Origin of the sequence: Mesorhizobium sp. M0437 (assembly GCF_040321335.1) — a bacterium.
Lineage (GTDB): Bacteria > Pseudomonadota > Alphaproteobacteria > Rhizobiales > Rhizobiaceae > Mesorhizobium.
The window spans coordinates 1-6,888 of record NZ_JAMYRK010000127.1 but is presented as its reverse complement, the minus strand read 5'-3'; the positions used below and the strand labels follow the sequence as shown (position 1 = coordinate 6,888).

The following is a 6,888-nucleotide window of genomic DNA, read 5'->3' as shown; positions in this document are numbered from 1 at the left end:
CGCTTTTCCACCTCGGCCAAGGCCAGAACGCCGCTGTTGGACGACAGCATGCCGCCGTCGAAACGGGCGACGACGGACTTGCCGCCGACTGATGACAAACCGCTCAGCGGCAGCGCAAGATCGTTCATGGTGGGTGTGGTCTCCGGGAAATGGTTCGGATCGGCTTAAGCAACCAAATCCTACGTTTTTCAACGGCTTGCGCCACATCCACCAACCCCCATGAATTTGGTTAGGTTGATGCGGCGTGCCGCCGCCGTGAGGCCGCGCTCGCTCAGCAGCGCGTCGAGAACGACGAGAAGATTCAGATCGAGCCCTTTGAAACGCATGTCTTAGCTATCCATAGCGTGGATGCATTTGATTGAAACAAACGATTTTACCAATTTTCCGGAATGTCGCATGGACTTGGCAGGACCTCACGTGCGCCGATCACTGCCTCTATCGCGTGGCGAGTCCCTTGAGAAGAGCCCGAAAGAGGAAATCTGTCGCGTGCGGTGGAGATTGTACTGGGAATGAGAGGCAGCGCTCCGATCATGTCGAACTCTCCGACGAATGGCGGACCGGTACAATAGTTGATCGCAACTGGTCCGGAGCTATGAAACATCTCGATTACATATGAGGTGCCGAGTGAATACGCTGACAGCACCCACCGTCGCAGCGTTTAGCTGACGTTTGTCGACGGTTCCTATCCATTTACACGCAGATCCTTGATGTGCTGGCGCAAAAGCGGGAGGCCGGCGACTTTTCTTCGTCATCGGGCTGACGCCGCAGAAGCCGAACTCGTCCGGTTCCTATGGGCATTGGGCTTGGTCGGTCGCACAGGCTCTATGAGGGGCAATTTTGGCAACGCGACGCGACTCGGGTTTTGAACGACGCCGAAAACGCAAGCTGGAAAGGAACAAGATGGCAGATCAACTCGCCAACGAAATAATCGCCATGATCAAGAAGCGCGCCGCGTCGGAGGGCGGCATAGCGCCTGCCACAGGCGGCGAGATAACGGCTGCCACGGGACTGACTTCGCTCGGTATCGATTCACTGGGATTGGCGGACGTTCTCTGGGACCTGGAGCAGGCCTACGGCATCGAGATCGAGATGAATACGGCCGAGGCATGGTCGGATCTCCAGAATGTTGGGGACATGGTGGAAGCCGTGCGCAGCTTGCTCGCTAAGGGGGTGTGAATGGACAGGCGCGTCGTGATTACTGGGATTGGCGGTATTTGCGGGCTTGGGACCAACGCCGCCGCCATTTGGACAGAGATGCGAGAAGGCCGCTCCGCCATCGGCCCAATCGTCAACTCCGAGCTCCATGAATTGAGGGTCAGGATCGGTGCCGAGATCAAGGCGCTGCCGGAGCATGACATCGACGGCAAGCAACTCATCTCCATGGACCGCTTCAGCCTGCTCGCTGTGCTTGCGGCGCGCGAAGCCATGCGTCAGGCCGGACTTTCCTCCAAAGAGGGAAATAGCTATCGCTTCGGTGCGACGGTGGGCGTTGGCGGCTGCGGGTGGGATGCGATCGAGCAAACCTACCGCGCCATCCTTCTGGGCGGTAAGCGTGCCGCTCTCTTGACTGTACCCAAGGCGATGCCGGGTGCCGCTGCCGGCCAGGTCAGCATGAGTCTCGGCCTGCGCGGGCCGGTCTTCGGCGTCACGTCCGCCTGTTCCTCGGCAAACCATGCGATTGCCTGCGCGGTGGACCAGATCAGGCTCGGCCGGGCCGACGTGATGCTTGCCGGCGGCAGCGAAGCGCCGCTCATATGGGGTGTGCTGAAGGCATGGGAAGCGATCCGCGTGCTTTCGCCCGATACTTGCCGGCCATTCTCGGCCGATCGCCAGGGCCTGTCGCTTGGTGAAGGCGCCGGCATGGCGGTGCTGGAAAGCTACGAGCATGCCCTGGCTCGGGGCGCCACCATCCTTGCCGAAATTGCCGGTGCCGGCCTTTCCGCCGATGCGTCCGACATCGTCGCGCCGACTGTCGAGGGGCCGGAGGCAGCAATGCGGGCCTGCCTTGCCGATGCCAGGCTGGACGCCGAGGATGTCGACTATCTCAACGCGCACGGCACCGGCACCAAGGCCAACGACCAGATCGAGACGGCGGCGATCAAGCGCGTCTTCGGTCAGCACGCCTTCTCAATGTCCATTTCTTCTACCAAGTCCATGCACGCGCATTGCCTCGGCGCGTCCGGCGCGCTCGAGTTGATCGCCTGCGTGATGGCTATCCGCGAGAGCGTCGTGCCGCCGACTGCCAATTATCGTGAGCTGGACCCCGATTGCGATCTCGACGTCACGCCCAATGTGGCACGCGAGCGCAAGGTGCGCGCGGCACTGAGCAACTCCTTCGCCTTTGGCGGCACGAACGCGGTTCTGGCGTTCAGGCAGGTGTAGAAGCCATGAGAGATGCCTCCGGCAACATTATCTCTCGCATCCAGATGCTTGCCGGATAACTATTGTGAAGGGCGGGTCATTGACCGCCTCGGCGAATGCGGGGAGTGGCAGCGGAAGCTCGACGATCCCGCCAGATCCCGACCCGACGGCAGCGCATCCTGGGCCATCTTGAAGACCGGATCGCGGCGCAGCCGGTTGGCGTCGTTGCCGTCCTCGTAGCCGGCGGCGATCATCTTCATGCGAAAGCCGATCATGTCCGCCAGGCTGTGGACGACCTGGTCCGGGCAGCGCGGATCGTCGATGCAACGCGCCAGACGCTCGGCCACCCGCAACCGCTTTTCCACCTCGGCCAAGGCCAGAACGCCGCTGTTGGACGACAGCATGCCGCCGTCGAAACGGGCGACGACGGACTTGCCGCCGACTGATGAGAAACCGCTCAGCGGCAGCGCAAGATCGTTCATGGTGGGTGTGGTCTCCGGGAAATGGTTCGGATCGGCTTAAGCAACCAAATCCTACGTCATTTCAACGATCAGATCCCGAGCAGCCAGCCAGTATTCGACCGTCGCTGGCGCCTCCGCCCACTGAGGCCCTTGTGCTTCCTCCAGCGAGTCAAGCCGATCACCATGCGTGTCGCCAGTTCTGGTGCTCACCCACGTGCCATTTGCGATCTTGTGTCGGTGAGAGCACCGCAAGCACCTCCCCTGCTAGAGGGCAAGGCGGCTTGCGTCGCCCGTGTTGTTACTATTCTTCGCTGTGGTCGGAGTTTTTTCCTTGGCTTCGGAATCGGGACATTCGCTTTGCAAAAAAATAGGCCATCGTGGTCGATCGTCACGCCCCCGAGTTCGGCGGCACGATGGGACGACAACGGCAGCGCAAGCTCCATTTGCGCGAGGGGCTCGTCCCTTCAAATACTTGATGCATTTGCGCTTTGCGTACCTCCGTGCATGTTGCTCGATGCCAGGCGGAGACCTCTGTCTAAACGATCGCGCATCGATGCAACGCCCACGCGTAGATCGCCATCATCGCGGCGATCGCTTTGCCGCGATCGCCGCAGCCGTTTTCGAGCACGACAATCATGCCGGCGCTGTCGGCAGCGATGCGCATGCAAAAATTCACAGATGCATTCTGGCCAAATGCTAGCTGCCCAGCAAATGTCCGGCATTTCGCAAGGCCCCTAGGAAGAGACTGGCATGGCCGTTGGCATCGATCTTGGCCTGCATCGACAGGGGCATGCTGTGCCAGTTCTCCAAGGGCGCAATGAAATGTGAGAACGTACCGTTGACGATGCAATGATGGGTAACAAGGCCCTGTCTGTCCAACGCCAGCACGCCGATCTGGTCGCCCTGATATCGGATGGCTGCGACCCGCTGGACCCCCGCATGACCGTCGACCCGCACGTCGAAAAGCAGGATGCCGCGGCTCCTGGTGGCTACCTCGGCGGCCTTTTCAGCGAAGCTTAAGGAAAGCGAGCGGACGCTTTCGACCGCCAGCTGTAAAACCATCAAATCCAGTTCATCCACTGCCATAAGGTACCTGCGCGCAACACATGGGTGATAGCAATCGACCACACCGCTTGTTCACAGATGTCGGCTCACGACCGATCATTCAGGTTGTTGCCGGACGTCCATTGACCGAGGGAGTACTCCGGTTCGAACCGATCCTGAAGCGGAATGCGCTGGGTCTACCGAACCCGAGGAGCAGGCCAGCCAAAGTTGCCGCGACAATTGATGTCGTGATCATTCCAGACATCTGCATCGGCGTCGCTGAACATCCCACTGGTAAGTCCGTTGTTTGCGGCAAGCCCATCCTTGGGCCGTCTAGTACCTGAAACCCTCGCGGTGGCGTCCCTCGAAGCTCGGGACCGCCGGGCGCTTGATCGTCGAGAACTTTGTTTACGAAGGTCCGGACCTCCTGCAGAGCTTATTCTGGTGCGCTCGCCTTTGAGCATTCCGCTGAAGCGTGACGTTTCGCTAGTCAGTGTTCCTTGCAGGCTCACCGCGAGGGCGCCTTGCACACAGCTGCACGTCGGCGCATGAAACTCGCCCCCGTTCACTTCACAAAATGGATTTCCTGAAGTACTGGGAGCGCAGAGAAATCTCCGGTCGCAGCCTACCCGGTTAAAACAAGGACCCAACGATGAAGACTCTCGTCGTCTGCTCCGGCGGATTGGACTCCGTTACCCTTGCTCACAAGGTGGCAGCGGAGCACGAACTCGCCGGCCTCCTATCTTTCGATTACGGCCAACGGCATAGGAAGGAATTGGGCTTCGCCGCCCTTTGCGCGGAGCGACTGAGCGTCCCGCACCGCATCATCGACATCCACGAGATCGGCGGCGGCCTTTCCGGCTCCGCGCTGACCGATAATGTGGACGTGCCCGACGGGCACTACGCCGAAGACACGATGAAGGTCACGGTGGTGCCGAACCGGAACGCCATCATGTTGGCCATTGCCTTCGGCTTCGCCGCAGCGCACGACGCTGACGCGGTGGCGACGGCCGTGCATGGTGGGGATCATTTCATTTATCCCGACTGCCGTCCGGCCTTCATCGACGCTTTCCAGATGATGCAGGACCACGCGCTCGACGGCTACGCGAAGATTCGCATTTATGCACCCTATGTGAATCTCACGAAGGCGGACATTGTTAGGAATGGAGCAGCATACGGCACGCCATTTGCGCAGACCTGGTCCTGCTACAAGGGCGCCGAGCGTCACTGCGGGAGGTGCGGGACCTGTGTCGAGCGGCGCGAGGCGTTTCATCTCTCTGGGCAGCCGGACCCCACCGACTACGAGGACTCCGACTTCTGGCTCGATGCGCTGCGAAGGAGGACCGCGTAATGTTCCGCATCACCAAGGAATTCCACTTCTCAGCCTCGCATCAGCTCACCTCGTTGCCACCCGATCACCAATGCGCGCGCCTGCACGGGCATAACTACATCGTTGAAGTGGAGCTTTCAGCGAATGGACTGAACGAGAACGGCTTCGTGCGCGACTATCACGATTTGGCGCCATTCAAACGCTACATCGACGAGAGCTTCGACCATCGACATCTCAACGACGTGCTGGGACATGAGCAAGTCACGGCGGAATATCTGGCCAGACATTTTTATGAATGGTGCAAGGCACGCCTGCGCGAAACCTCGGCCGTGCGGGTGAGCGAAACGCCGAAAACCTGGGCGGAATACCGGCCATGACCGATACGCATCCCGCAATCCGCGTGAGTGAGATTTTCGGGCCGACGATCCAGGGCGAGGGCGTGCTCATTGGTTTGCCGACTGTCTTCATCAGAACCGGCGGGTGTGACTATCGCTGTTCCTGGTGTGACAGCCTCCATGCGGTGGATAATCAATTCCGCCATGAATGGGAGATGATGTCAATCGACACGGTGTGGCAAACCGTCGTTGCGCTTTCCGGTGGCCGGCCAGTGATGGTGTCACTGTCAGGCGGCAATCCTGCCATTCAGCCGTTTCGTGCGCTCATCGAGCGAGGCCATGGTGAAGGTTACCGTTTTGCGCTGGAAACCCAAGGTTCAGTGGTCAGGGACTGGTTTGCCGACCTTGACGTGCTGGTCCTCAGCCCGAAGCCGCCGTCAAGCGAAATGAGGACCGATTGGGCCGCTGTCGAGGCGTGCATCGAAGCGGCGCAGGAGAAGCCGCAAATCGTGCTCAAGCTCGTTGTTTTCGACGACAGTGACTACGCTTACGCGAAAGACGCCGCCGCGAGGTTTCCGCGACTTCCGATCTATCTGCAACCCGGCAATCACACGCCGCCACGCGCCGGAAATGAAGACGCGCCTGTCGACCTTGACGGAATAATGAAACGCATGGAGTGGCTGATTGAAAAGGTGACCCGCGACAGGTGGTTCGAAGCCCGCGTGCTGCCGCAGCTGCACGTAATGCTCTGGGGTAACAAGAGAGGTGTCTAGCCTGCGCCCGCTAGGGCGACGCCTTGGGCATAACCACAACAAGATGTCGACCATCTGGATGCCGATCGCAGCCACCTGAGGCAAAGTGCTTGCGTCGACGGCCTTCCAGCGGCTGCCAGCCTGCGTGTAACGCCCAGAGCGACCTCCAATCCCCGACAGTCGGCCCTTCCTTCGACGAAGGGCACGCGCCAGCGGCGAGTGCAGAAATCCGCACAAGCACGGCGTGAGAGGTCCTGCGCGTTTCTCGCGCCGCCGCGTTTTGGCACGGAGCTTGCGGCAGCGTTGGTGCAGCGTTCGACCGGAGCGCCGCGACGGGAGAAGCCTGGGCGGGAGGAACCCACCTCGATCCGGTCAGGGAAAGAAACAGTGTCAGCTGCACAAGTCCGCAGCGCGGGCCCCGCGCCCCGCAAACCCTTCTATGCCAAGCTTTACGCGCAGGTGCTTGCCGCCATCGCCCTCGGCGTCGCAATTGGCTATTTCTATCCGGGGACCGGCGAGAGCCTGAAGCCGCTGGGTGATGCCTTCATCAAGCTGGTCAAGATGATCATCGCGCCTGTCATCTTCCTGACAATTGCGACCGGCAT

The 6,888-nt window shown here is 60.5% G+C and carries 8 protein-coding genes and 3 pseudogenes; 6 read left to right on the top strand and 5 right to left on the bottom strand.

The features are described 5' to 3' along the window. Positions 1 to 224 precede the first annotated feature (224 nt). Positions 225 to 326 (bottom strand): annotated as a pseudogene (locus NKI72_RS33620) (LysR family transcriptional regulator); the annotation flags it as partial. 574 nt (positions 327 to 900) lie between these two features. Between NKI72_RS33620 and NKI72_RS33615 the strand changes: the two are divergent. Together NKI72_RS33615 and NKI72_RS33610 are read left to right on the top strand one after the other, a co-directional pair. Then, entirely contained in the window at positions 901 to 1,176 is a 276-nt protein-coding gene (locus NKI72_RS33615; protein ID WP_023679611.1) for an acyl carrier protein, read from the top strand. Continuing rightward, the gene (locus NKI72_RS33610) at positions 1,177 to 2,382 is read left to right on the top strand and encodes a beta-ketoacyl-[acyl-carrier-protein] synthase family protein (protein ID WP_352852056.1); all 1,206 of its coding nucleotides are present in this window, start codon (positions 1,177 to 1,179) and stop codon (positions 2,380 to 2,382) included. Here the strand turns inward: NKI72_RS33610 and NKI72_RS33605 are convergent. The 4 genes and pseudogenes from NKI72_RS33605 to NKI72_RS33590 all read right to left on the bottom strand — a co-directional run. Continuing rightward, a pseudogene (locus tag NKI72_RS33605) lies at positions 2,369 to 2,508 on the bottom strand (LysR family transcriptional regulator); the annotation flags it as partial. The gene NKI72_RS33610 and the pseudogene NKI72_RS33605 sit on opposite strands and share 14 nt — an antisense overlap. Continuing rightward, positions 2,499 to 2,843 (bottom strand): annotated as a pseudogene (locus NKI72_RS33600) (transposase); the annotation flags it as partial. The pseudogenes NKI72_RS33605 and NKI72_RS33600, both read right to left, overlap by 10 nt. A 514-nt stretch (positions 2,844 to 3,357) precedes the next feature. Continuing rightward, positions 3,358 to 3,486 carry a hypothetical protein gene (locus NKI72_RS33595; RefSeq protein WP_023722056.1) on the bottom strand — a complete coding sequence of 43 codons (129 nt, stop codon included), beginning with the start codon at positions 3,484 to 3,486 and terminating at the stop codon, positions 3,358 to 3,360. Positions 3,487 to 3,518: 32 nt separating this feature from the next. Further along, positions 3,519 to 3,908, bottom strand: coding sequence for a hypothetical protein (locus NKI72_RS33590; protein WP_352852055.1), 390 nt, complete (start codon positions 3,906 to 3,908; stop codon positions 3,519 to 3,521). A 610-nt stretch (positions 3,909 to 4,518) separates the two neighbouring features. Here NKI72_RS33590 and queC point away from each other — a divergent pair. The 4 genes from queC to NKI72_RS33570 form a co-directional block, all read left to right on the top strand. Continuing rightward, positions 4,519 to 5,217 carry a 7-cyano-7-deazaguanine synthase QueC gene (gene queC / locus NKI72_RS33585; RefSeq protein WP_023679622.1) on the top strand — a complete coding sequence of 233 codons (699 nt, stop codon included), beginning with the start codon at positions 4,519 to 4,521 and terminating at the stop codon, positions 5,215 to 5,217. After that, positions 5,217 to 5,573 carry a 6-carboxytetrahydropterin synthase QueD gene (gene queD / locus NKI72_RS33580; RefSeq protein ID WP_352457393.1) on the top strand — a complete coding sequence of 119 codons (357 nt, stop codon included), beginning with the start codon at positions 5,217 to 5,219 and terminating at the stop codon, positions 5,571 to 5,573. Before queC ends, queD begins: the two co-directional genes overlap by 1 nt. Continuing rightward, complete coding sequence (queE, locus tag NKI72_RS33575) at positions 5,570 to 6,304, top strand: 7-carboxy-7-deazaguanine synthase QueE (RefSeq protein ID WP_352642189.1); 735 nt, start codon at positions 5,570 to 5,572, stop codon at positions 6,302 to 6,304. Before queD ends, queE begins: the two co-directional genes overlap by 4 nt. Positions 6,305 to 6,670: 366 nt before the next feature. Beyond that, positions 6,671 to 6,888 (top strand): cation:dicarboxylate symporter family transporter (locus NKI72_RS33570; RefSeq protein ID WP_352852054.1); only part of this gene is annotated, 218 nt, incomplete at its 3' end.

Coding starts and splice junctions, on each gene's coding strand:
- NKI72_RS33615 (WP_023679611.1), top strand. CDS start 901: ATGGCAGATCAACTCGCCAACGAAATAATCGCCATGATCAAGAAGCGC.
- NKI72_RS33610 (WP_352852056.1), top strand. CDS start 1,177: ATGGACAGGCGCGTCGTGATTACTGGGATTGGCGGTATTTGCGGGCTT.
- NKI72_RS33595 (WP_023722056.1), bottom strand. CDS start 3,486: ATGCGCATCGCTGCCGACAGCGCCGGCATGATTGTCGTGCTCGAAAAC.
- NKI72_RS33590 (WP_352852055.1), bottom strand. CDS start 3,908: ATGGCAGTGGATGAACTGGATTTGATGGTTTTACAGCTGGCGGTCGAA.
- queC (WP_023679622.1), top strand. CDS start 4,519: ATGAAGACTCTCGTCGTCTGCTCCGGCGGATTGGACTCCGTTACCCTT.
- queD (WP_352457393.1), top strand. CDS start 5,217: ATGTTCCGCATCACCAAGGAATTCCACTTCTCAGCCTCGCATCAGCTC.
- queE (WP_352642189.1), top strand. CDS start 5,570: ATGACCGATACGCATCCCGCAATCCGCGTGAGTGAGATTTTCGGGCCG.